This is a genomic window from Achromobacter sp. GW823-FHT04E03, from assembly GCF_058796095.1.
Map to the genome: position 1 here is coordinate 71,784 of NZ_JBXAIJ010000005.1, position 20,227 is coordinate 92,010.

Sequence of the window (20,227 nt, forward strand, 5' to 3'; positions counted from 1 at the left end):
AAAAATTCAACTACTCGGTTGAATTTTTATGTAACCGCCTGCGGATGGTCTTCTTCCATCGCCCCATACGCATCGGGGTACTGCGGCAGGCCGTCGGTGATGTCGAACCAGGGCGCCTTGCTGGCCACGTGGCAGTGGGCTGCCGGCTTGATGCCCGGGTCGTCGTCCAGCGGACCTAGAGGCAGGCCGTAGACGTCCGGCGTCTGGTCGAAGCGGGTCAGGAGGGGCGTGCCGCAGGCTTCGCAAAAGCCGCGGTAGCTGCCCGGGGACGAGCAGTACCAGGTGACGTGGTTTTCTCCGCGGGTCCAGGCGAAGTCCTTGACCTGGACCGTCGCCCGGCTGCGGAATGCCGCGCCATGCGCCTTGCGGCAGATCGTGCAATGGCAGTTGAGGGCGTCGGTGAGCGGACCCGTGATCTCGTAGGCGACGCGGCTGCACAGGCAGGAACCTTTGATCATGATGAACGCCAGGCTGGTGGGGAATATCCCCAATATACCTGCGGCGCGCCGGGCCGGAGACGGCCTTTGTGACGAACGTCTTTCAGATCGTTCCAGTGTCCCTATTTTCAGCCAAATGAATCGATTCCCAGGTCATCGTGCTGTCATGCCGCGAAAACAGAATGCCGCCATGAACACATCCAAGGGGATTCAACGATGACCTACGCCATCGAAGTACAAGGGCTCAGCAAGAGCTTCCACGCCGGCGCCAAGGCGCTGGACGCCGTGAACCTGCAAGTGGCCGACGGCGAGATGGTGGCCTTGCTCGGCGCCTCGGGTTCGGGCAAGTCGACGCTGCTGCGCCATCTGTCGGGTTTCGTGGCCGGCGACTCGGGCAGCGTGGCCGTAAACGGCCGCATGATCCAGCGCGATGGCCGCCTGAGCCGCGACGTGCGCTCCGCGCGCGCCGGCATCGGTTTCGTGTTCCAGCAATTCAATCTGGTCGGTCGCCTGCCGGTCATCACCAACGTGCTGACCGGGCTGCTGCCGCGCGTGCCGTTGTGGCGCAGCCTGACGCGCTGGTTCCTGCGCGGCGAAGTGCAGCAAGGCCTCGAAGCGCTTGCCCAGGTTGGTATAGACGACTACGCATTTCAGCGCGCCTCGACGCTGTCCGGCGGCCAGCAGCAGCGCGCGGCCATCGCCCGCACGCTGGTGCAGAACGCCCGCGTCATCCTGGCCGACGAACCCATCGCCTCGCTGGATCCGGAATCCTCGCGCCGCGTGATGGACACGCTGGCCCAGATCAACCGCGGCCGCAAGGTGGCCGTAGTGGTGTCGCTGCACCAGGTGGACGTGGCCCTGCGCTACTGCCCGCGGGTGGTGGCGCTGCGCCATGGCAAGGTCGTCTATGACGGCCCCTCCGCCGCGCTCACGCCTTCGATGCTGAGCGACCTGTATGGCTCCGAATTGAGCGAACTCCTTCCCGAATATGCGCCGCAAGCGCCGGCCATGCCCGGCATGGCGCCGCTGTCCCGCCTGGCGCAAGCCGCCTGATATCCCGACCCATTTCCCCCCGGAGCCTTCCATGCTACGCAGAACCTTTGTCACCCTGATCGCCGCCGCGGCCCTGTCCGCGCAGGCCTACGCGCAAGACGCCAAGACCCTGAACTTCGGCATCATCTCGACGGAATCGTCGACCAACCTGAAGTCCGTATGGCAGCCGGTCATCGACGACCTGAGCCGCGCGATCGGCGTACCGGTCAAGCCCTTCTTCGCGTCCGACTATGCCGGCATCATCGAAGGCATGCGCTTCAACAAGGTGCAGATGGGCTGGTTCGGCAACAAGTCCGCAATCGAGGCGGTGGACCGCGCCAAGGGCGAGGTGTTCGCCTCCGTCATCGACAAGGACGGCAACCCCGGCTACTGGTCGCTGCTGATCGTCAACAAGGACAGCAACCTGAAGACCCTGGACGACGTGCTCAAGCGCGGCGGCACGCTGAGCTACGGCGCGGGCGATCCCAATTCGACCTCGGGTACGGCTGTGCCCGGCTACTACCTGTGGGCCGCCAACAAGATCGAACCCAAGACCTTCTTCAAGACGGTGCGCGCCAGCAACCACGAAACCAATCTGCTGTCGGTCATCAACAAGCAGGTCGACGTGGCCGTCAACAACACCGAGGCGCTGGAGCGCTATCGCCTGAACACGGGCAAGGATGCCAACGACAGCGTGCGCGTGCTGTGGAAGTCGCCGCTGATCCCCGCCGATCCGCTGGTCATGCGCACCGACCTGCCGGCAGACCTGAAGGTCCGCATCCGCGACTTCTTCGTCAACTATGGCAAGGGCAAGGACGCCGAGCGCGAATTGGCCAACCTGAAGGCGCTGACCTACCAGGGCTTCCGCGCCTCCGACAACCAGCAGCTGGTGCCGATCCGCCAGATCGAACTGGCGCGCGAGAAGGCCAAGGTCGAAGCCGACGCCACGCTGGGCCAGGCCGAAAAGCAGAAACAGCTGGCCGAGCTGGACAGCAAGCTGGCCAGCCTGGGCCAGCCCGCCGCCAAGCAATAAGCCTGCAAGCGGCAAGCCGGCGCGCCGCGGGGCGCGCCGGCTTGCCCGCAACTGAAACCCAACTAGCGGATCGCCTTTTCTATGAACGTAGCCATGCAGACCTCCCGCCTTTCCGCCGCGCCGCGCTCCTCGCTGCCAGTCCTGCTCGTATGGGCCGTCGTGCTGGCGTTGCTGGTCATGTCGTGGAAGGGCGCCGACATGCGGCCCCTGGACCTGCTGCGCGATTCGGGCAATATGGCCCAGTTCGCCGCCGACTTCTTTCCGCCCAATTTCCGCGACTGGCGCATGTACCTGGACGAGATGATCGTCACCGTGCAGATCGCGGTCTGGGGCACCTTCCTGGCCATCGTGGTCGCCGTGCCGCTGGGGCTGCTGTGCTCGTCGAACATGGTGCCGGCCTGGGTGTACCAGCCCATGCGACGCCTGATGGACGCGTGCCGCGCCATCAACGAAATGGTGTTCGCCATGCTGTTCATCGTGGCGGTCGGGCTGGGCCCGTTCGCCGGCGTGCTGGCGCTGTGGGTGCACACCACCGGCGTGCTGGCCAAGCTGTTCTCGGAAGCCGTCGAGGCTATCGATCCGCGTCCGGTGGAAGGCGTGCGCGCCACCGGCGCGAACGCGCTGGAGGAAATCGTCTACGGCGTGATTCCGCAGGTGCTGCCGCTGTGGATCTCGTATTCGCTGTACCGCTTCGAATCCAACGTGCGTTCGGCCTCGGTGGTCGGCATCGTCGGCGCGGGCGGCATCGGCACCGTGCTGTGGGAGATCATCCGCAGTTTCCGCTACGCCGAAACCTGCGCCGTGATGATCATCATCGTGGCTTTCGTGGTCATCATCGACATGGCGTCGGCGCGCATCCGGCGCGCGCTCATCTGAGCATGCGCGGGGCCCGGGCGGGCCCCGCGGCCTCAGGCCTGCGGAAGCAGCGCCTGGAACGCAGGCAGCGCCAGCAGGCCCGCCAGCTGCGCGGCCTGCACATCGGCATCCGAAACCGCCGCGCGCGGCATCAGGAAGTTGACGGTGCCCAGGCAGACCCCGCCGTACACGACCGGCACATTGATGACCGAGCGCAGGCCCAGACGCTGGATCGCGTCATGGTCGTCGAAGAATGCGCGGATCGCGTCCTCGCCTTCGCCGACGAACAGCTTTTGCTCCAGCAGGACGTGGCGGCCCCAGGCGGTGCCGCTCTTGTCCTTGCTGCCGCCGGGCGGATAGGCCTCGGGGTTGGAGCTATACAGCCGCAGCACCCGCATGGCCTGCGCGTCATAGCGGTTGACCGTGCACAGCGTGTGCGCCAGCGCGGCGTGCGCATGGGCGTCGATGGCGCGCAAGGCCGCGACCGGATCGGCGGCCGCGTAGGCCCGGGCGATGGCGGCCACGCCGGCCTGTGCCGGCGCGGTGGATTGGATGCTCACGGTCATTCGGCGGTGATTCCCAGTTCTTTGATCAGCTTGCCGTACTTGTCGGCGTCGCGCGCCAGGATCTGGCCGAATTGCTCCGGCGTGGTCTCGGTCAGCAGCACGCCCATGTCGCCCATTTTCTTGATGACTTCGGGACGCTTGAGGATCAGGTTGATCTCGCGGTTCAGGCGTGCGGTCAGTTCGGGCGGCATGCCTGCCGGGCCGAAGGCGCCGTACCAGACCGACAGCTCGTAGCCCGGCAAGGTCTCGGCTACCGTGGGCACCTCGGGCAACAGCGGCGAACGCGCTTCCTCGGTGACGGCCAGCAGCTTCAGCTTGTTGTTCTGCACATGCGGCAGGGTCTGCGTGCCGGCGCTGAACAGCACCTGCGTGCGGCCGGCCACGGTGTCCAGCACCGCGGGCGCGCCGCCGCGATAGGGGATGTGCATCATCTTCACGCCGGCGGCCTTCTCGAACAGCGCGGCGCTCAGATGGTTGGTGGAGCCCTGGCCGGCGGAGGCATAGGCCACGGTGCCGGGATTGGCCTTCAGGTAGGCGATGAACTCCTTCACGTTGGACGCGGGGACCGACGGGTTCACCACCAGGGTGTTGGTGACCAGCGCGAGCTCGGCGATGGGCGTGAAGTCCTTCACACCGTCGAACGGCATGCTGGAGTAGAGCGCCTGGTTCATCGTGTGCGTGCTCATCGAGCCCACCAGCAAGGTGTAGCCGTCCGGCTTGGCGCGCGCCACGAAGGTGGTGCCGATGTTGCCGGACGCGCCCGAGCGGTTTTCCACGATGACGGGCTGGCCCAGCGACTGGGTCAATCCTTCGGACAGCACGCGCGCCAGGATGTCGGTGGAGCCGCCCGCAGCCCACGGCACGATCAGCGTGATGGGTTTTTCGGGCCACGCGGCGTGGGTGAGCGCGGGCGCGGCCAGCGCCAACCCCAGCGCGAACGAGCGCAGCAGTCGTTTGAATTGCAGTTTCATGGTGTTTACCCCTTTGCTTGATATCCGGTCTGCATGCCGGTTGAATGAAACAGGTTCAGCGGCCGGCGGCATAGCCCTGCATGCCGCGCGGGTTGGCGCCGGCGCGCAGCAGCAGGCCGCCGCCCGCGGCAGGCTCGCGGGTGCAGGCGCTGATGCGGCCTTCGGACCAGTCCGGCCCCACCTTGACCTCGTGGCCCGCCGCGCGCAGCGCCTCCAGCGTGGCGGCCGGCATGCGCGATTCCACGGTCAGCCGGTTCAAGGTAAGGCTGCGCGGCCAGAACGAGCCCGGGAAGTGATCGATATGCCAGGAGGGCGCTTCGATCGCCTCCTGCAGATTCATGCCCATGACATGGCGCAGGAAGAATGCCACCGTCCATTGGTCCTGCTGGTCGCCGCCCGGCGTGCCGAATGCCATGTAAGGCTGCCCGTCGCGCAGCGCGAGGCCGGGCGACAGCGTAGTGCAGGGACGCTTGCCCGGTTGCAGTTGGCCCGGCACGCCTTCGTCCAGCCAGGTCATCTGCAGGCGCGTGGTCAGCGGGAAGCCCAGGCCGGGCACGACGGGGCTGGACGACAGCCAGCCGCCCGACGGCGTGGCGGCCACCATATTGCCGTCGCGGTCGATGACGTCGATCTGGCAGGTATCGCCCACGAAGATCTCGCGCGCCGCCCATTCGGCTACCGGCGGCAGTGCGGCGAAGGTCGGTTCGCCCACGCCGAAGCGGGTGTCGGAGGCAGCCAGGGTGCGCACGGCTGCGTCCAGGTCGGGCAGGCGCGGTGTCTGGCCGCCTGGGCTGCCCGGCAGGAACTCGGACGAAGCGTGCGCGCCGATGCCTGCCGCGCGGGAGCGGGCGTACTCATCGCTGAGCAAAGCGGCCAGCGGCACCTGCGTGCAGGCAGGGTCGCCGTACCAGGCGGTGCGGTCGGCGAAGGCCAGCTTGGCCGCCTCGGCCACGTAGTGCACGAATTGCGGCGAGGTCGGCTCCAGCCCGTCCAGGCCCAGGTGCCGCAGTATCGCCAGTTGCTGCAGGTGGACCGGGCCTTGCGACCAGACCCCGCACTTGGCCACGGTGTAGCGGCCGTATTGGACAGTCAGAGGCTCGTCGTAGGTGGCGCGCCAATCGGCCAGATCGGATTTGCGCAGCAGGCCGCGGTTGCGCTGGCCCGTGGTATCGCGTACCTCGGCCTGCGTGTAATAGTCGTCGATCGCGTCGGCCACGAAACCGCGGTACCAGACCTCCAGCGCAGCGTCGATGCGGCCGCGCCGGTCGGTGCTGCGGGCGTGCGCCTCGTCCAGGATGCGGGTATAGGTGGCGGCGATGGCGGGCGTGCGGAACAGCGCGTCGGGCGCAGGTACGCGGCCGTCCGGCAGCCAGACCTCGCGCGAACTGGTCCATTCGTCGCGGAACAGCGCCTGCACCGCCAGAATGGCCTGCGAAATGCGCGGCACCAGCGGAAAGCCGTTGCGCGCATAGTCGATCGCCGGGCGCAGCACATCGGCCAGTTCGCAGGTGCCGTAGTCGCGCAGCAGGGTCAGCCAGGCGCCGAAGGCGCCGGGCACCGTGGCGGGCAGCAGGCCGATGCCGGGCACCAGGTCCAGGCCCAGGCCGCGGAAATAGGCGGGCGTGGCCAGCGCGGGCGCGGGGCCCTGGCCGCAGAGCGCGCGCATGCGCTGTTCCCGTTCGCTCCAGAGCAGGATGGGCACTTCGCCGCCCGGACCGTTCAGGTGCGGTTCCACGATCTGCAGCGCGAAGCCGCCCGCGACCGCCGCGTCATAGGCATTGCCGCCGCGCTCCAGCACGCTCATGGCCACTTGCGAGGCCAGCCAATGGGTGGAAGAGACCACGCCGAAAGTGCCGCGTATTTCGGGGCGGGTGGTGAAGGATGCGCTCATGAGGCCGGTCCGGGCAGCAGGGGATGCTTGCAGTATAGGGTCATGAAATAACTGATTTTTCCTTTGTTGGCATAATTGAATAACCAATTGGTTATAGGAAAGATCGTGACCTGGGATGCCGCCCGTCTCGCCAACCGTCTCAAGCATCGCCACCTGGCGCTGCTGATCGAAATCGCCAGGCACGGCTCGCTCACGCGCGTGGCCGCCGCGGCCGGCATCAGCCAGCCCGCCGTCACCAAGGCGCTCACGGAGATCGAGGACATCTTCGGCGCGCCGCTGTTCACGCGCACCGGTCGCGGCCTGCAACCCACGCCGCTGGGCGACCTGGCCCTGGTGCGCGCGCGCCACATGCTCAGCGACCTGGACCTGTGGGCGCGCGAGGTCGAGGCCCTGCACGCCGGCCGTTCCGCGCATCTGCAGGTGGGCGTGGTGCCCTACGTGTCCAGCGCCTTGCTGACGGCGGCCATCAGCCGCCTGCACCAGCGCCACGGCGTGACGCTCAGCCTGCACCGCGCCACCACCGACCATCTGGTGCCCATGCTGCGCCGGCACGAACTGGACTGCATCATCAGCCGCGCCACCTCGACCGTGGCGCCGGAGGATCTGATCCACCGCGTGCTGTACCGCCAGCGGCCGCGCCTGATCGCGCATGGCCGGCTTGCGCAGCGGCTGGCGCGGCGCAAGCCGGACTGGGCCGCTGTGGCGGCGATGGACTGGGTGCTGCCGGCGGCCAACACGCCGACGCGGCAACTGATCGTGGAGCATTTCATCCGCGCCGAATTGCAGCCGCCATCGCCGGTGCTGGAGGCGTACTCCACCGACGTGATCGAAGGCATGCTGACGATGAACGAGACCCTCATCTCCGTGGTGCCGGAAGACATCGCGCGCGAACTCTGCCAGCGCGGCAAGCTGGGCATGGTGCCCTGGGACTTCGGCTGGGAACTGCCGCCGATCAACCTGATACGGCGCAAGCGCGAACAGCCGCTCGCAGCGGAGGAATGCTTTTCGGAGATCCTGCTGGATCTGTGCGGAGACGCCGCCGCGCCCTGGGGCCAGGGCGACCCGCGTTGAACGGCGGCGCTAGGCGTTGAGCTTGTCGCGGGCGATGTTCAACAGTGCGGCGGCAGCGGTTTCCGGGGCGGCATCGTTGCTGACGCGCAGCAAGCGGCATTGTGGCGGTACGGGGAATGCCTGCGTCGCCCGCGCCAGGCGCTGCGCGATCTGTTCCGCGCTTTCCCGTCCGCGTCCCGCCAGGCGACTGACGAGCTGGCCGGGATCAACCGTGACTTCCACGGCGGTCAAGGCCGGGTAGCGCGAGTGCGCCTGTTCCAGGTGCGCGCGCGAGCCGTTGATGATGACCGCGGCGCCGCATGACAGCCAGGCGTCTATTTCGATGCCGATGCCGTAGTGCAGGCCGTGGCTGGCCCAGCGCAGGGCAAAGCAGCCCAGGGCGGCGCGGCGTCCGAACTCGTCTTCGGTCAGGCTTAGCGCGTCTTCGGTGGCGCCGCTGTCGCGGGTGATGTAGCGATGCGCGACCAGCACGGGCTCATCGCCGCGCAGCTCGGCGCGCAGCAGGCGCAGCAAGGTGTCCTTGCCGCTGCCCGAAGCGCCCATCAGGTAGATCAGCCTGGCGCCGTCGGCGGGAACCGAGGCGCTCATGCCGCCGCCGGTCCTTGCAGATAGCCGGCTCCGGCCGCATCGATGCTGGAACCATCAAAACCGTAGTGCCTCGCCGCGACGAAGTCCGCGCCCGGCGCGGGCTGCACGTAGACGCTGACTCCGGGCACGGCCATGGGCTGCCCGCGCAAGGGATCGGCGAACGCGGCGATTTCGGCCTGCGCTTGCGACAGCGCCTCGCCTTGCAGCTTGCCGGTCAACGTAATGTGGAAGACGTAGGTATCGAATACGTACGGATAGCCCCAGCGCGCCAGCATGGTTTGCTGCGCCGGACTGAGCGATTGCGGTTGGCGGCGCGCGGTTTCCTCGGGCGTGGGCGGCGCGCGCAAGGGATCCAGGTCGCGCACGGCGGCTTCGGCCAGGGCCTGGATCCGCACGCGTCCCTGCGTGTCGGACGCAGCGATGCGCCAGGCCAGGAAGCCGCGCAGCGGTTCGCATTCCAGTTCCAACGAGAACGGCGTGCCGCCTGCGGCCAACTGGCGGGCGGCCGCGTCGACCTGTTCGGGGCTTGCGCCCGGGTTCAGGCGGAAGGGCGGCTTCAGCGTGGCGTGCAAGCCATAGTGGCGCGGCGCTTCGGTCCAGTTACGCGCTTCCGCGTTCTGGCCCGGCCGCGGCGGCAGCGCCAGGCCGGTGTCGGCGCAACGGCCCAGCCAGCGGCTGCCGTGTTCGCGCCAGGGGCCGGTGGGCGCCAGGTACAGGGCGTAGCGATGGGCGAGGGGCATGGTCAGGCCGCCATGCGCTGGCTGTGGCTGTCGTCGAAGGCGCGCGTGGCGTAACGCAGTTCGCCGCCCACGATCGCGGCGCAGACGCGGGGCAGCCCCGGCACCTGGTCATCCACCACGATGGCGTCGGCGATCAGTCCGGGCGCGAGCGCGCCGCGATCCTTCAGGCCGGCGGCGCGGGCCGGATTCAAGGACACCAGATCCCAGGCTTGCGCCAGCGGCAGCACGCCGTCGTTGGCCAGCTTCATCACCGCGGCCAGCGGGGCGGGGTAGTAATAGTCGGACGTCAGGATGTCGCACAGGCCCGCGCGGACCATTTCGGTGGCGTTGGGCGCGCCGGTGTGGCTGCCCCCGCGCACGACGTTGGGCGCGCCGAAGACCACGGAATCGCCCAGGTCGCGGGCCACGCCGGCGGCCTCGCGGGTCAGCGGAAACTCCGCCACGCCGCAGCCCAGCTGGTGGTAGTAGCGGCGGGTGGCGGCGTCCGGATCGTCGTGCGAGGCCACCTTCAAGCCCGCTTCCTGCGCGCAGCCGGTCAGCTCGCGCATGGCGTCCGCCACCGAATCGGCGGCTGCCATGGCGGCGCGGATCCGGTCCTGGAAGACGTCGAGGTCGCACTCGGCGCGGTTGGCGTACTGCATCAGTTTGCGCTCGTCGCCCAGGCGGCGCGCCATGCTGGGCAGGTGGTCGTTCAGCGCCAGGAAGCGCACGCGGCCGTCGCGTATCCATTGCTGGGCAATATCCAGGCCGCCCACGTGATGGGTTTCGAAGCGCAGGTGCACATAGTGCCGCGCGCCCATGAGATAGCGCATTCTTTCCAGCGCGTCGAACATGCGTTCGGCGTAAGCCTCGCCGCGCAGCCCGCCTTCCCAGGACAGGGTCACGCCATGGAACTCGGTGGTGATGCCGTTGGCCAGCAGCTGGCGGTCCACGTCGAACAGGGCGCTGTCGTACGGAAAGGTCACGCTGGGCCGCGGCATGACTGCGCGCTCGAAGGCGTCGCCGTGCAGGTCCACGATGCCGGGCAACACCAGCAGATCGCCGGCGTCGAACCAGGGCGCGCCCCGCGGCGCCGCGGAGGCGGAGCCTTCGATCAGTCCGCCATGGAACCGCAGGCTGGCCTGTTCGACGCCGCGCGGCGTCAGGATGCGTTGGCCTGTGACACCGGCCAAGGGCGAGGGGGCGTGCGTGTGTGTGTTCATGGCGTGACGTTAGCGGGATTGCATTACAACCAGATGTCTAGATGAGTTAATCCGTTGGCCGGAGTCTTCCGCGCCGCCTGCGCGCGCAGGCGGCGGCCTTGCGTCAGCTGTCGTCCGTCACCATCAGCTGGACCATGTCGCCCACGAAGCGCGCCACGCTATATTGCAGCGGCGAGCCTTCCTGGTCCACATTCAAGGCCTCCACCTGAAGAATGGGGCGGGTCTTGGGCTGGCCCAGCAGGCGGGCGATTTCGGGCGTGGGCAGGGCGGCGGTGATGCGCGACCACTTGCGCGTGTAGTCGCCGATGCCATAGTGGGCATAGACCTTGGAGATCGAGCGCAGCGACGCCAGGCGGTCGGCGAAGTCGGGGAAGCGCTTTTCGTCGAAGAAATGTTCCGAGACGCTGATCGGGCGGTTCTCGGCTTTGCCTACGATCTGCACGCGCAACAGCGGCGCGGTACGCGTCAGGCCCAGGTGCTTGGCGATGTCGCCGGCGCGCAGGCTCTGGCTGCCCAGGACTTCCTGGTGGCCCAGCATGCCCTGGCTGCGCAGGTTCTCGGAAAAGCGCGTGCGCTTGCCGATGGCGTAGTCGATCGCGTGTTCCTGGACGAAGGTGCCGCGGCCTTGTTCGATGCGGACCAGGCCGCCTTGTTCGAGTTCGCCCATCGCGCGGCGGATGGTGTGGCGGTTGACGGAAAACTTGGCGGCCAGCTCGGGCTCGGACGGCAGCTGTTCGCCTGCCGCATAGAGCTTGTTGCGGATATCGTCCGCCAGCGCTTCGCCGATTTGCCGCCAGACGGCGATGCCGGAACCTCTTTCGACCATAGGGTGTGCTCGTGCTGTCACATCAGCTTCATGAAGAATGGCAGTGATTGTGCACCATGCGGCGGCGGCCGCAAAGGCGCTGCGGACGCGCTGCAACTGTCATCAAAAATTCACGCCAGGCTGTTGAACTTCCATTTCGGAGCGATCATACTCCATCCGGTCGTCTAGACGTTTAGAGGAAAAAGATGGATCACCCCAAGACAGGGCAGGATGCGGCGGGCGCGCAACGCGCCGCCTGGATGCGCGTGCTGGCGCTGGCCGATCCGGCCGCGCTGGATGGCGCTTTTTGCGCGCTGGCGGGCAAGCCGGAACACCAGACGTTGCGCCCCGCGCAAACCGGCATGGCCATGGTGCGCGCCCGCAGCGGCGGCACTGGGGCCCGCTTCAACCTGGGCGAAATGAGCGTGACACGTTGCGCGGTGACGATGGGCGAGGGCGTGGTGGGCGTGGCTTATGTGCAGGGCCGCTCGCAGCGCCATGCCGAGCAGGCCGCCGTGGCCGACGCCCTGCTGCAACTGCCGGAATGGCATGACACGGTGCAGGCCCAGCTGATCCAGCCGCTGGCCCGCCTGCATGCCGAACGGGTCGAGCGCCAGGCCCGCGTGGCGGCGCAGACCAAGGTGGAATTCTTCACGATGGTGCGAGGCGAGGACTGACATGCAGCAACAGATACAAGCCGCCGCGGCCTCGGGCCGGGCGCTGCTCCCCGGATTCGCGGATCCCGTCGGCGACGCGCAGGCCACGTTCCGCGCCGCGCTGGACGCTATGGCCCACCCGGGCCGCATCCATGAAATCCTGATCGAAACCGACGTGCCGGCGGGCCTGTCGCCTGCCATGACCGCGCTGCTGCTGACGTTGGTGGACGTGGACACGCCGCTCTGGCTGCCTGAAACCGTCAGCGCGGACGCGATCGCGTTTCTGCGATTTCATTGCGCCTGCCCCATCGTGCCATCGCCCTCGCTCGCGCGTTTTGCCGCGGTGCCGGCTGGCAGCAAGGCGCCGGCGCTTTCGGCTTGCCACCAGGGCGATCCGGCCTATCCCGATCTGTCTACTACCTTGCTGATCGAGGTCGAATCCTTGTCGGGCGGGGAACCCGCCATCCTCAGCGGCCCGGGTATCAAGAGCCAGCAGCTGCTGCATGCGGCAGGGCTGCCCGAGGGTTTCTGGCGCGAGTGGCGTCTCAATCATCAACGGTTTCCGCTCGGTGTCGACGTGTTCCTGACGCACGAGCGCCGGATCTGCGCACTGCCGCGCAGCACGCGCAAGGAGAACTGACATGTACGTAGCCGTAAAAGGAGGCGAACGCGCCATCCTCAATTCCTACCGCATGCTGGACGACTACCGGCGCGGCGACCGCGAAGTGCCCGAGCTGAGCCTGGACCAGATCCGCGAACAGATGCCGCTGGCGGTATCGCGGGTCATGGCGGAGGGCTCGCTCTACGATCCGCAACTGGCGGCGCTGGCCATCAAGCAGGCCGCGGGCGACCTGATCGAAGCGGTGTTCCTGCTGCGCGCCTACCGCACCACCTTGTCGCGCTTTGGCTATACCCAGCCCATCGACACCGGCCGCATGCGCCTGCAGCGCCGCATCTCGTCCACCTTCAAGGACGTGCCTGGCGGCCAGATCCTGGGTCCGACCTACGACTACACCCAGCGTCTGCTGGACTTCTCGCTCGAAGCGCAGCGCGAAGCCGACGCCTTGCCGCCGGGCGGCGAGGCGCTGGACAGCGCGATGCCGCGCGTCACCGACCTGCTGGCGCATGACGACCTGATCGACGCGGAAGCCGTGCCCGAAGGCGATCCCGAACCCTTCGACCTGACCCGGCAGCCGCTGGATTTCCCGGCCTCGCGCGCGGCCCGCCTGCAGAACCTGGCGCGCGCAGACGAAGGTTTCCTGCTGTCCATGGGCTATTCGACCCAGCGCGGCTACGGCAATACCCACCCCTTCGCCGCCGAGATCCGCTACGGCGCGCTCGAGGTGGAAATGCACATCGAGGAATTGGGATTCGCCGTCACCGTGGGCGAGATCGAGATCACCGAATGCCAGATGGTCAGCCAGTTCGCGGGCAGCGCCGAGGAAGGCCCGAAGTTCACCCGGGGCTATGGGCTGACCTTTGGCTATGGCGAACGCAAGTCCATGTCGATGGCGCTGGTGGACCGCGCGCTGAAGGCGCGCGACCTGGGCGAACGCGCCGATTCGCCTGCCAATGATCACGAGTTCGTGCTCTATCACAGCGACAACGTCGAAGCCTCCGGTTTCGTGCAGCACTTGAAACTGCCGCACTACGTGGACTTCCAGGCCAATCTTGAACTGTTGCGGCGCATGCGCGCCGAACGCGCCGCGCCCGAGGCCGCGCGCAACGATCTGATGGACGAGGCGGTTTCCCCATGACTACGCAACACGCAACGGTCGAACGCGACGACCACTACAACTTCGCCTATCTGGACGAATCCACCAAGCGCATGCTGCGCCGCGCCTTGCTCAAGGCCGTCGCCATCCCCGGCTACCAGGTGCCTTTCGGCAGCCGCGAAATGCCGCTGCCCTATGGCTGGGGCACTGGAGGCATCCAGGTCACGGCGTCCATCATTGGCGCAAACGACGTGCTGAAGGTGATCGACCAGGGTTCGGACGACACCACCAACGCGATCAACATCCGCCGCTTCTTCGGCCGTGTCACGGGCGTGGCGACGACGGAATCCACTTCTGCCGCCACCATCGTCCAGACCCGCCACCGCATCCCCGAGACGCCGCTGGCGGAAGGGCAGATCATGGTGTTCCAGGTGCCCATTCCTGAACCGCTGCGCTGGCTGGAGCCTTCCGAAACCGAGACGCGCACCATGCACGCGCTGGCCGAATATGGCGGCATGCACGTCAAGCTGTACGAGGACATCGCGCAGCACGGCCATATCGCCACCACCTATGACTATCCTGTCATCGTGAACGGACGCTACATGATGCGGCCTTCGCCCATCCCCAAGTTCGACAACCCCAAGCTGGACCGCAGTCCTGCGCTGATGCTGTTCGGCGCGGGCCGCGAAAAGCGCGTCTACGCGGTGCCGCCTTACACGCAGGTGAAGAGCCTGGACTTCGAGGACCACCCGTTCAAGGTCGAGACCTGGAACGAATGCTGCGACCTGTGCGGATCGCGCGAGAGCTATCTGGATGAAATCATCCTGGACGACGCCGGCACGCGCCGCTTCGTCTGCTCCGACACCGAGTACTGCAACGACCGGCAGGCGCAACAGCAAGCCAACCAGGAGACCGCGGCATGAACGCCCAACCTTTGCTTTCAGTGCGCAACATGACGCGCACCTGGGACGGCGTGCACGGCTGCCGCAACGTCAACTTCGATCTGTATCCGGGCGAAGTCTTGTGCGTGGTCGGCGAGTCCGGTTCCGGCAAGAGCACGCTGCTGTCGGCCGTGTCGTACCAGACCAGGCCGGACGCGGGCAGCGTCTGGTACGACACCCGCGACCAGGGCTTTACCGACCTGGCCGCGCTGCCCGGCGCACGCCTGCGCCTGCTGTCGCGCACCGACTGGGGCTTCGTGCGGCAGAACGCCCGCGACGGCCTGCGCATGCAGGTCAGCGCGGGCGCCAACATCGCGGAGCGGTTGATGGCCGTGGGCGACAGGCATTACGGTGACTTGCGTCAGGCCGCTGGCAACTGGCTTCAGAAAATGGAGATCGACGCGGGACGGCTGGATGACAGGCCCACCTCGTTTTCGGGCGGCATGCAGCAGCGCCTGCAGATCGCCCGCAACCTCGTTACGCACCCGCGCCTGGTGTTCATGGACGAACCCACGGCTTCGCTGGACGTGTCGGTGCAGGCGCGCTTGCTGGACCTGCTGCGTCAGCTGGTGGCCGATCTGGGTTTGGCTGCGATCGTCGTGACCCACGACCTGGCCGTGGCGCGCCTGCTGGCGCATCGGACCCTGGTGATGCGCGGCGGCGAAGTGGTCGAAAGCGGCCTGACCGACCAGATCCTCGACGATCCGCAGCATCCCTACACCCAGTTGCTGGTGTCCTCCATTTTGCAGAGCTGACCATGCCTGAAAAGACTCCCATGATCGAGGTGCGGGGCCTCGGAAAGATGTTCACCCTGCATAACCAGGGGGGCATGCGCCTGCCCGTGCTGGAGTCGGTCGACTTCGACGCGGCGGCGGGCGACTGCCTGGTGCTGGCGGGACCGTCCGGCACCGGCAAGAGCACCCTGCTACGCTGCCTGTACGGCAATTATCTGGCGACCGAAGGCAGCATCCGGGTGCGCTGGAACGACGAATGGGTGGAGCTGGCCGGCGCCCCCGAACAACGCATTCTGGCCTTGCGGCGCGAGGTGATCGGCTACGTCAGCCAGTTCCTGCGCGTGATTCCGCGCGTGTCGGCGCTGGACGTGGTGGCCGAACCCCTGCGCGCAGCGGGCGTGGAGGCCGACGAAGCCCGCTCCCGCGCAGCAGCCCTGCTGCAACGCTTGAACGTGCCGCCGCGCCTGTGGGGACTGGCGCCCGCCACGTTCTCGGGCGGCGAGCAGCAGCGCGTGAATATCGCACGCGGTTTCATCGCGCGCCATCCCATCCTGCTGCTGGATGAACCCACCGCGTCGCTGGACGCGGACAACCGCCAGGTCGTGATCGCGCTGATCCGCGAGGCCATGGCAGAAGGCCGCTGCCTGCTGGGCATCTTCCACGACGCCGAAGTGCGCGATGCAGTCGCCACGCAGACGCTGGCCTTGCGTCCCGCCCAACCCGCCCTGGCCGACCTGGAGCAATGATGCAGAGCACCTATCTCACCCATGCCCGCGTGGTACTGCAGGACCGCATCCTGGAGGACAGCGCCGTGCTGATCGACGATGGCCGCATCGTCGCCATCGAACCTGCCGGCGCGCGCGCGGACCGCGAGATCGATCTCCGTGGCCAGACCTTGCTGCCTGGTTTGATCGACCTGCATTGCGATGCCATCGAAAAGGAAGCCGAGCCGCGTTCGCGAGTGTTGTTTCCGCTGGATTTTGCCGTGGCCCAGGTGGACCGCCGCAATGCCGCGGCCGGCATCACCACGCCGTATCACGCGCTGTCCTTCGCCAACAGCGAGTGGGGCGTGCGCAACAACCAGACGGCGGCGGAAGTGGTGCGCACGGTGCGCGCCTTCGGCCAGCACAGCCTGGTCGACAACCGCGTCCACTGCCGCTACGAAGTCACCGACGCGTCCTCGGTGGACGTGCTGCGCGCGCTGATGGACGAGGGCGCGGTGGACCTGCTGTCGGTGATGGACCATTCTCCGGGGCAGGGCCAGTTCAAGACGCTGGAGTCCTATCTGCAGTACATGATGGGCAACCATGCCATGAGCCGCGAGCAGGCCGAGGAGGCCGCGCAGGCCAAGACGCGCGCCAAGGATGGCGCGGTGGCGCGGGTGGAGGCGCTGCTGTCGCATGCGCAGGGACTGGGCATCCCCACCGCCAGCCACGACGACGATTCGATCCAGCGCATCGCCACCATGCGCAACCTGGGCGTCGCGATGAGCGAATTCCCGATCACCCTGGATACCGCGCGCGCCGCGGTGTCCTGCGGACTGCCCACCATACTGGGCGCGCCCAACGTGCTGCGCGGCCAGAGCCAGAGCGGTTCCATGCGCGCCATCGATGCCATACGCGCGGGCGTGGCCAGCTGCCTGTGTTCGGACTACCAGCCGTCGGCGTTGATCGCCGCCGCCTACACGGTGGCGGCTCAGACCGACCTGACGCTGCCACAGGCGGTCGCGCTGGTGACGCTGAATCCGGCGCAGGCTTGCGGCCTGTCCGACCGCGGGCGCATCGCGCCGGGGCTGCGCGCGGACCTGGTGGCGGTGGCGCAAGTGGGCACGCAGCCGCTGATCAGCCATACCTGGTCGGCGGGGCGGCTGGTATTCTCGGCGCACTATCCGCCCGTGCGCGCCAGCGAGCAGCGGGCGTCCGAAAAGCAGGCCGTGGCGGCCTGAACCGGTTCCTGGAGAGAGATGTGTTGCATCCCATCGTGACAGCCGTGGCCTGCAGCCCGACGCACGGGTTCAGCAAGCCGGTGGTGCCGGCCATCATGTTGCTGAAAGGGCTGGGCGTGGAAGGCGACGCCCACATGGGCGTTACGGTCAAGCACCGCTCCCGCGTCAAGGCGGATCCCGCCCAGCCCAATCTGCGGCAGGTCCACCTGATCCACGGCGAGCTGCACGACGAGCTGCAGCTTGCCGGTTTCAACGTGGCCGAAGGCACCATGGGCGAGAACATCACCACCCGTGGCATCGACCTGCTGGGCCTGCCGCGCGGGGCGCGCCTGCATATCGGCGCGGATGCGGTGGTCGAGATCACCGGCCTGCGCAATCCCTGCTCCCAGCTCGACAACTACCAGCAGGGCCTGACCGCCGCTGTGCTGGGCCGCCATCCGGACGGCAGCCTGATGCGCCGCGCCGGCATCATGGGCATCGTGATCGAAGGCGGCACGGTGAGCGCCGGCGATCCCATCCTCGTGGCGCTGCCCGACCTGCCGCACCTGCCGCTGGAGCGTGTCTGAACGCCGTCCGCGCAAGGCCGGCCTGTCGCAAAAACATCGCCGATATGCGCAGCCGGGAGGCCGTGCATCTGGTTAAATGACGGGAAAGGCGCGGCCGCGATTTCCGCGGCGCGCCGGCCCTTTTTCCGGAGTTTGCGATGGCACGATTCAATTTCACCCAGGATCCCGAGGAACCCGATCTGTGGGCCGCGGAGAACGTCGCCGCCGGCAAGGGCCGTCCGCCCATCCACGTGATGATCCAGACTGACGGCGAAGAACCCGACAGCAGCGCGTCCAAGGTGGTCAAGGCCATCATCGACGACCTCGATGACCAGATCCTGGCCGCGGCCGAATTCCTGCTGGAAAACTACTCCTACGAGCACTACAAGAAGCTCGGCCTGGACGACAACCAGCTGCTGCAGGAAGAAACCCCCGAAGCCATGGCCCAGCATGCCGTGCTGCGCGCGCTGTGGCTGTTCGACGAAGACGGCGACGGCTATGAACTGTGGTTCACGCTGCCCTGGGATCCGGTGCACACCTACGACGTGGAATTCGAGGACGGCGCGCCCGTCTCGTGCTCGGTCAACGACTAGGGCGTACAGCGCCTAGGGCCGGTCCAGCTCGAACTTCGTCGCCTGGCTCTGGCCCAGCGAATCGTCGTAGCGGTACAGCATCTTCAGGGTCTTGCCCTTGCGGACCGTGTTGGCGGCGGTGTTCTCCAGCACCACGTCGATCTCGCGGCCGACGAATTCGGTGCAGTCGGTATCGGCGCGGGCGCCATCGGGGATGTCCGCGTTCCTGACCTTCAAGCGAAACATCAGTTGCGTCAGTTCCGTACCGTCGGTGCGGTACTGGCGCATCACCACGGGCAGGTTGGCCACGGTGCCGCCCAGCTCGCAGGAAATGCGGGTCCAGGCGTGGGAGGCGGGCGCGGCGGACATCAGGGCCGCGGCTGCCAGGGCGCAGCGCAGGCTAAGGCGTTTCATGGCATGAGGACTGAGCGTGGCGCCCATGCGCGCCGCGCCGGGATGGGAAGCGAAGGGCTTATATGTTGCTCCCCGCCATGGCGCCGGTCAAGCTGGCGCTAGCCATGAAAAAAAACGGGCCATGCGGCCCGTTTTTCATTGCCCGCTGCGTCAGGCGTTCTGGCGTGCGGCCTGGCCCGCGGGGGCTTCCTCGGCCGCGGCGGACTCGGTATCGGCCGTGTCCTCGCGATTGCCTTCCAGCTTGGAGATCACGGCGGTGGCCAGGCTGTTGCCGACCACGTTGGTGGCGGTGCGGCCCATGTCGAAGAACTGGTCGATGCCCATGATCAGCAGCAGGCCCGCTTCCGGCAGATGGAACATCGGCAGGGTCGCGGCCACCACCACGAGCGAGGCGCGCGCCACGCCGGCCATGCCTTTGCTGGTCACCATCAACACCAGCAGCAGGGTCAGCTGCTGCGTAAAGCTCATCTGGATGTTGTAGGCCTGGGCGATGAACAGTACCGCGAAGGACTGGTACATCATCGAGCCGTCCAGGTTGAAGGAGTAGCCCAGCGGCAGCACGAAGCCCGAGATGCGCTTGGGCACGCCGAAACGCGTCAGCGCCTCGATGGTCTTGGGGTAGGCCGATTCGCTGCTGGCCGTGGAAAACGCCAGCAGCGTGGGCTCTTTGATCAAACCGCCCAGGCGGAAGGTCGACTTGCCCAGGAACAGATAGCCCACGGCGAACAGAATGGCCCACAGCAGCGCCAGGCCCAGGTAGAACTCGCCTATCAGCTTGCCGTAGCTCACCAGCACGCCCAGGCCCTCGGTGGTGATGGCGGCGGCCATGGCGGCGAACACGCCCAGGGGCGCAAAGCGCATCACGTAGTCCGTCACACGGAACATGATCTTGGCCAGCTCGTCGATCAGGTTGTAGATGGTGTTGTGGCCCTTGCCGCGGATGAAGGACAGGGCGGCGCCGAAGAACAGCGAGAACACCAGGATCTGCAGGATCTCGTTGTTGGCCATGGCCTCGGCGATGCTGCGCGGGAATACGTGCGTGATGAAGGCCTTGAGCGTGAAGTCGCCCGTCTTCAGGCCTGAGGTCAGGTTCGCGTCCGGCAGCGCCAGGTTCATGTGCGCGCCGGGCTGGAAGATGTTGACCAGCGCCAGGCCCAGCAGCAGCGACAGGGCCGAGGCGGCGATGAACCAGACCATGGCGCGCATGCCGATGCGGCCCACGGCGCTGGCGTCGCTCATGCTGGCCAGGCCGGTCACCAGGGTGGCGAAGACCAGCGGCGCGATGATCATCTTGATCATGCGCAGGAAGATGTCGGTGACGAGACTGAAGTACGAGGCGATCTGCAAGGCCTCTTTCTCGTTCTGCGCGTAGTTGTGGCAGAAATAGCCCACCACGATGCCCAGCACCATGGCGATGCCGATGTAACGCGTCAGCTTCTTAGTGTTCATGATCAAAACGGAAAACAGGGATCGTTTGCCTGGCCCGGCAGGGCGGGCGCGCCGGCAAGAGGCGG

At 67.2% G+C, this 20,227-nt stretch carries 23 protein-coding genes; 13 read left to right on the plus strand and 10 right to left on the minus strand.

Annotated elements, in window-relative coordinates; genetic code table 11:
• Positions 1–26: 26 nt before the first annotated feature.
• Positions 27–458 (minus strand): GFA family protein, encoded by a 432-nt coding sequence (locus AC1RHV_RS27790; protein ID WP_054452219.1) that lies wholly within the window; start codon positions 456–458, stop codon positions 27–29.
• Positions 459–653: 195 nt separating this feature from the next.
• On the opposite strand from AC1RHV_RS27790, the gene phnC reads away from it, so the two are divergent.
• The 3 genes from phnC (at position 654) to phnE (ending at position 3,378) form a co-directional block, all read left to right on the plus strand.
• Positions 654–1,490 carry a phosphonate ABC transporter ATP-binding protein gene (gene phnC, locus AC1RHV_RS27795; protein ID WP_192492479.1) on the plus strand — a complete coding sequence of 279 codons (837 nt, stop codon included), beginning with the start codon at positions 654–656 and terminating at the stop codon, positions 1,488–1,490.
• Positions 1,491–1,521: 31 nt separating this feature from the next.
• Complete coding sequence (gene phnD / locus AC1RHV_RS27800; protein ID WP_054451508.1) at positions 1,522–2,502, plus strand: phosphonate ABC transporter substrate-binding protein; 981 nt, start codon at positions 1,522–1,524, stop codon at positions 2,500–2,502.
• An 81-nt stretch (positions 2,503–2,583) separates the two neighbouring features.
• Positions 2,584–3,378 carry a phosphonate ABC transporter, permease protein PhnE gene (gene phnE, locus AC1RHV_RS27805; RefSeq protein WP_054451506.1) on the plus strand — a complete coding sequence of 265 codons (795 nt, stop codon included), beginning with the start codon at positions 2,584–2,586 and terminating at the stop codon, positions 3,376–3,378.
• Between the two features lie 32 nt (positions 3,379–3,410).
• Here phnE and AC1RHV_RS27810 read toward each other — a convergent pair whose 3' ends face one another.
• The 3 genes from AC1RHV_RS27810 to AC1RHV_RS27820 are packed head-to-tail and all read right to left on the minus strand — an operon-like array spanning position 3,411 to position 6,785.
• The gene (locus tag AC1RHV_RS27810) at positions 3,411–3,923 is read right to left on the minus strand and encodes a GAF domain-containing protein (protein WP_119451059.1); all 513 of its coding nucleotides are present in this window, start codon (positions 3,921–3,923) and stop codon (positions 3,411–3,413) included.
• Positions 3,920–4,894, minus strand: coding sequence for a Bug family tripartite tricarboxylate transporter substrate binding protein (locus AC1RHV_RS27815; protein ID WP_054451502.1), 975 nt, complete (start codon positions 4,892–4,894; stop codon positions 3,920–3,922). Before AC1RHV_RS27815 ends, AC1RHV_RS27810 begins: the two co-directional genes overlap by 4 nt.
• 55 nt (positions 4,895–4,949) lie before the next feature.
• Complete coding sequence (locus AC1RHV_RS27820) at positions 4,950–6,785, minus strand: gamma-glutamyltransferase family protein (protein ID WP_492302335.1); 1,836 nt, start codon at positions 6,783–6,785, stop codon at positions 4,950–4,952.
• Between the two features lie 105 nt (positions 6,786–6,890).
• On the opposite strand from AC1RHV_RS27820, the gene AC1RHV_RS27825 reads away from it, so the two are divergent.
• Positions 6,891–7,856 (plus strand): LysR family transcriptional regulator, encoded by a 966-nt coding sequence (locus tag AC1RHV_RS27825; RefSeq protein ID WP_175181917.1) that lies wholly within the window; start codon positions 6,891–6,893, stop codon positions 7,854–7,856.
• A gap of 9 nt (positions 7,857–7,865) precedes the next feature.
• Here AC1RHV_RS27825 and phnN read toward each other — a convergent pair whose 3' ends face one another.
• The 4 genes from phnN to phnF all read right to left on the minus strand — a co-directional run bounded on the left by phnN (position 7,866) and on the right by phnF (position 11,212).
• Positions 7,866–8,444, minus strand: coding sequence for a phosphonate metabolism protein/1,5-bisphosphokinase (PRPP-forming) PhnN (gene phnN / locus AC1RHV_RS27830; protein WP_192329104.1), 579 nt, complete (start codon positions 8,442–8,444; stop codon positions 7,866–7,868).
• Positions 8,441–9,184 carry a DUF1045 domain-containing protein gene (locus AC1RHV_RS27835; RefSeq protein WP_192329103.1) on the minus strand — a complete coding sequence of 248 codons (744 nt, stop codon included), beginning with the start codon at positions 9,182–9,184 and terminating at the stop codon, positions 8,441–8,443. Before AC1RHV_RS27835 ends, phnN begins: the two co-directional genes overlap by 4 nt.
• 2 nt (positions 9,185–9,186) lie before the next feature.
• The gene (locus tag AC1RHV_RS27840; protein WP_492302338.1) at positions 9,187–10,386 is read right to left on the minus strand and encodes an alpha-D-ribose 1-methylphosphonate 5-triphosphate diphosphatase; all 1,200 of its coding nucleotides are present in this window, start codon (positions 10,384–10,386) and stop codon (positions 9,187–9,189) included.
• Between the two features lie 103 nt (positions 10,387–10,489).
• Positions 10,490–11,212 carry a phosphonate metabolism transcriptional regulator PhnF gene (gene phnF / locus AC1RHV_RS27845; RefSeq protein ID WP_054451488.1) on the minus strand — a complete coding sequence of 241 codons (723 nt, stop codon included), beginning with the start codon at positions 11,210–11,212 and terminating at the stop codon, positions 10,490–10,492.
• A 185-nt stretch (positions 11,213–11,397) separates the two neighbouring features.
• Between phnF and phnG the strand changes: the two genes are divergently transcribed.
• From phnG to AC1RHV_RS27890, 9 genes are all read left to right on the plus strand, one after another.
• The gene (gene phnG, locus AC1RHV_RS27850; protein WP_088142251.1) at positions 11,398–11,868 is read left to right on the plus strand and encodes a phosphonate C-P lyase system protein PhnG; all 471 of its coding nucleotides are present in this window, start codon (positions 11,398–11,400) and stop codon (positions 11,866–11,868) included.
• 1 nt (position 11,869) lies between these two features.
• Positions 11,870–12,487: a phosphonate C-P lyase system protein PhnH gene (phnH, locus tag AC1RHV_RS27855; protein ID WP_492302341.1), complete on the plus strand. Its 618-nt coding sequence runs from the start codon at positions 11,870–11,872 to the stop codon at positions 12,485–12,487.
• A 1-nt stretch (position 12,488) separates the two neighbouring features.
• Entirely contained in the window at positions 12,489–13,604 is a 1,116-nt protein-coding gene (locus AC1RHV_RS27860) for a carbon-phosphorus lyase complex subunit (protein WP_054451483.1), read from the plus strand.
• Complete coding sequence (locus AC1RHV_RS27865; protein ID WP_054451481.1) at positions 13,601–14,485, plus strand: alpha-D-ribose 1-methylphosphonate 5-phosphate C-P-lyase PhnJ; 885 nt, start codon at positions 13,601–13,603, stop codon at positions 14,483–14,485. The genes AC1RHV_RS27860 and AC1RHV_RS27865 overlap by 4 nt, the downstream gene beginning before the upstream one ends.
• Complete coding sequence (gene phnK, locus AC1RHV_RS27870; protein ID WP_013395684.1) at positions 14,482–15,258, plus strand: phosphonate C-P lyase system protein PhnK; 777 nt, start codon at positions 14,482–14,484, stop codon at positions 15,256–15,258. Before AC1RHV_RS27865 ends, phnK begins: the two co-directional genes overlap by 4 nt.
• 2 nt (positions 15,259–15,260) lie before the next feature.
• Positions 15,261–15,983 carry a phosphonate C-P lyase system protein PhnL gene (phnL, locus tag AC1RHV_RS27875; RefSeq protein WP_054451479.1) on the plus strand — a complete coding sequence of 241 codons (723 nt, stop codon included), beginning with the start codon at positions 15,261–15,263 and terminating at the stop codon, positions 15,981–15,983.
• Positions 15,983–17,182: an alpha-D-ribose 1-methylphosphonate 5-triphosphate diphosphatase gene (locus AC1RHV_RS27880; RefSeq protein WP_054451477.1), complete on the plus strand. Its 1,200-nt coding sequence runs from the start codon at positions 15,983–15,985 to the stop codon at positions 17,180–17,182. The genes phnL and AC1RHV_RS27880 overlap by 1 nt, the downstream gene beginning before the upstream one ends.
• 23 nt (positions 17,183–17,205) lie before the next feature.
• Entirely contained in the window at positions 17,206–17,748 is a 543-nt protein-coding gene (locus AC1RHV_RS27885; RefSeq protein ID WP_119450665.1) for an MOSC domain-containing protein, read from the plus strand.
• Between the two features lie 137 nt (positions 17,749–17,885).
• On the plus strand, positions 17,886–18,320 hold the full coding sequence (locus AC1RHV_RS27890; RefSeq protein WP_054451475.1) for a hypothetical protein: 435 nt from the start codon (positions 17,886–17,888) through the stop codon (positions 18,318–18,320).
• A 12-nt stretch (positions 18,321–18,332) separates the two neighbouring features.
• Here the strand turns inward: AC1RHV_RS27890 and AC1RHV_RS27895 are convergent, their stop codons facing one another.
• Together AC1RHV_RS27895 and AC1RHV_RS27900 are read right to left on the minus strand one after the other, a co-directional pair.
• On the minus strand, positions 18,333–18,713 hold the full coding sequence (locus AC1RHV_RS27895) for a hypothetical protein (RefSeq protein WP_125470418.1): 381 nt from the start codon (positions 18,711–18,713) through the stop codon (positions 18,333–18,335).
• 150 nt (positions 18,714–18,863) lie between these two features.
• Positions 18,864–20,162 (minus strand): dicarboxylate/amino acid:cation symporter, encoded by a 1,299-nt coding sequence (locus AC1RHV_RS27900; protein ID WP_119450666.1) that lies wholly within the window; start codon positions 20,160–20,162, stop codon positions 18,864–18,866.
• Positions 20,163–20,227 lie beyond the last annotated feature (65 nt).

Excerpts from the sequence above, each read along its gene's own strand:
- AC1RHV_RS27790 (WP_054452219.1), bottom strand. The coding sequence starts at position 458 with ATGATCAAAGGTTCCTGCCTGTGCAGCCGCGTCGCCTACGAGATCACG.
- phnC (WP_192492479.1), top strand. The coding sequence starts at position 654 with ATGACCTACGCCATCGAAGTACAAGGGCTCAGCAAGAGCTTCCACGCC.
- phnD (WP_054451508.1), top strand. The coding sequence starts at position 1,522 with ATGCTACGCAGAACCTTTGTCACCCTGATCGCCGCCGCGGCCCTGTCC.
- phnE (WP_054451506.1), top strand. The coding sequence starts at position 2,584 with ATGAACGTAGCCATGCAGACCTCCCGCCTTTCCGCCGCGCCGCGCTCC.
- AC1RHV_RS27810 (WP_119451059.1), bottom strand. The coding sequence starts at position 3,923 with ATGACCGTGAGCATCCAATCCACCGCGCCGGCACAGGCCGGCGTGGCC.
- AC1RHV_RS27815 (WP_054451502.1), bottom strand. The coding sequence starts at position 4,894 with ATGAAACTGCAATTCAAACGACTGCTGCGCTCGTTCGCGCTGGGGTTG.
- AC1RHV_RS27820 (WP_492302335.1), bottom strand. The coding sequence starts at position 6,785 with ATGAGCGCATCCTTCACCACCCGCCCCGAAATACGCGGCACTTTCGGC.
- phnN (WP_192329104.1), bottom strand. The coding sequence starts at position 8,444 with ATGAGCGCCTCGGTTCCCGCCGACGGCGCCAGGCTGATCTACCTGATG.
- AC1RHV_RS27835 (WP_192329103.1), bottom strand. The coding sequence starts at position 9,184 with ATGCCCCTCGCCCATCGCTACGCCCTGTACCTGGCGCCCACCGGCCCC.
- AC1RHV_RS27840 (WP_492302338.1), bottom strand. The coding sequence starts at position 10,386 with ATGAACACACACACGCACGCCCCCTCGCCCTTGGCCGGTGTCACAGGC.
- phnF (WP_054451488.1), bottom strand. The coding sequence starts at position 11,212 with ATGGTCGAAAGAGGTTCCGGCATCGCCGTCTGGCGGCAAATCGGCGAA.
- phnG (WP_088142251.1), top strand. The coding sequence starts at position 11,398 with ATGGATCACCCCAAGACAGGGCAGGATGCGGCGGGCGCGCAACGCGCC.
- phnH (WP_492302341.1), top strand. The coding sequence starts at position 11,870 with ATGCAGCAACAGATACAAGCCGCCGCGGCCTCGGGCCGGGCGCTGCTC.
- AC1RHV_RS27860 (WP_054451483.1), top strand. The coding sequence starts at position 12,489 with ATGTACGTAGCCGTAAAAGGAGGCGAACGCGCCATCCTCAATTCCTAC.
- AC1RHV_RS27865 (WP_054451481.1), top strand. The coding sequence starts at position 13,601 with ATGACTACGCAACACGCAACGGTCGAACGCGACGACCACTACAACTTC.
- phnK (WP_013395684.1), top strand. The coding sequence starts at position 14,482 with ATGAACGCCCAACCTTTGCTTTCAGTGCGCAACATGACGCGCACCTGG.
- phnL (WP_054451479.1), top strand. The coding sequence starts at position 15,261 with ATGCCTGAAAAGACTCCCATGATCGAGGTGCGGGGCCTCGGAAAGATG.
- AC1RHV_RS27880 (WP_054451477.1), top strand. The coding sequence starts at position 15,983 with ATGCAGAGCACCTATCTCACCCATGCCCGCGTGGTACTGCAGGACCGC.
- AC1RHV_RS27890 (WP_054451475.1), top strand. The coding sequence starts at position 17,886 with ATGGCACGATTCAATTTCACCCAGGATCCCGAGGAACCCGATCTGTGG.
- AC1RHV_RS27895 (WP_125470418.1), bottom strand. The coding sequence starts at position 18,713 with ATGAAACGCCTTAGCCTGCGCTGCGCCCTGGCAGCCGCGGCCCTGATG.
- AC1RHV_RS27900 (WP_119450666.1), bottom strand. The coding sequence starts at position 20,162 with ATGAACACTAAGAAGCTGACGCGTTACATCGGCATCGCCATGGTGCTG.